This is a genomic window from Paraburkholderia sp. SIMBA_030, assembly GCF_046535245.1.
GTDB lineage: Bacteria > Pseudomonadota > Gammaproteobacteria > Burkholderiales > Burkholderiaceae > Paraburkholderia.
Genome location: NZ_JAWRXB010001385.1, coordinates 1 through 244 on the forward strand (window position 1 = coordinate 1; position 244 = coordinate 244).

The 244-nt window shown below is 53.7% G+C and carries 1 pseudogene; it reads left to right on the forward strand.

The annotated features are described in order from the left end of the window. Nucleotides 1-139: pseudogene (locus SB772_RS44580) on the forward strand (NADP-dependent isocitrate dehydrogenase); the annotation flags it as partial. Nucleotides 140-244: the final 105 nt, after the last annotated feature.

A 244-nucleotide genomic window follows, 5' to 3' on the forward strand; every position in this document is an offset into this window, starting at 1 on the left:
GGCGGCGGATCTGATCATCAAGTCGATGGAAACGTCGATTCTGCAAAAGCGCGTCACGTACGACTTCGCGCGTTTGATGGAAGGCGCGACGCAGGTGTCGTGCTCGGGCTTTGGGCAGGTGATGATCGAGAATATGTAGTCCGGCTTTCGGGGGCGTTTGGCAGCGTCCCGTCAGGTCGATAAAAACCCAGCTAATCCGAACGATTAGCTGGGTTTTTTATTGCATATACATTTTGATGGCCCG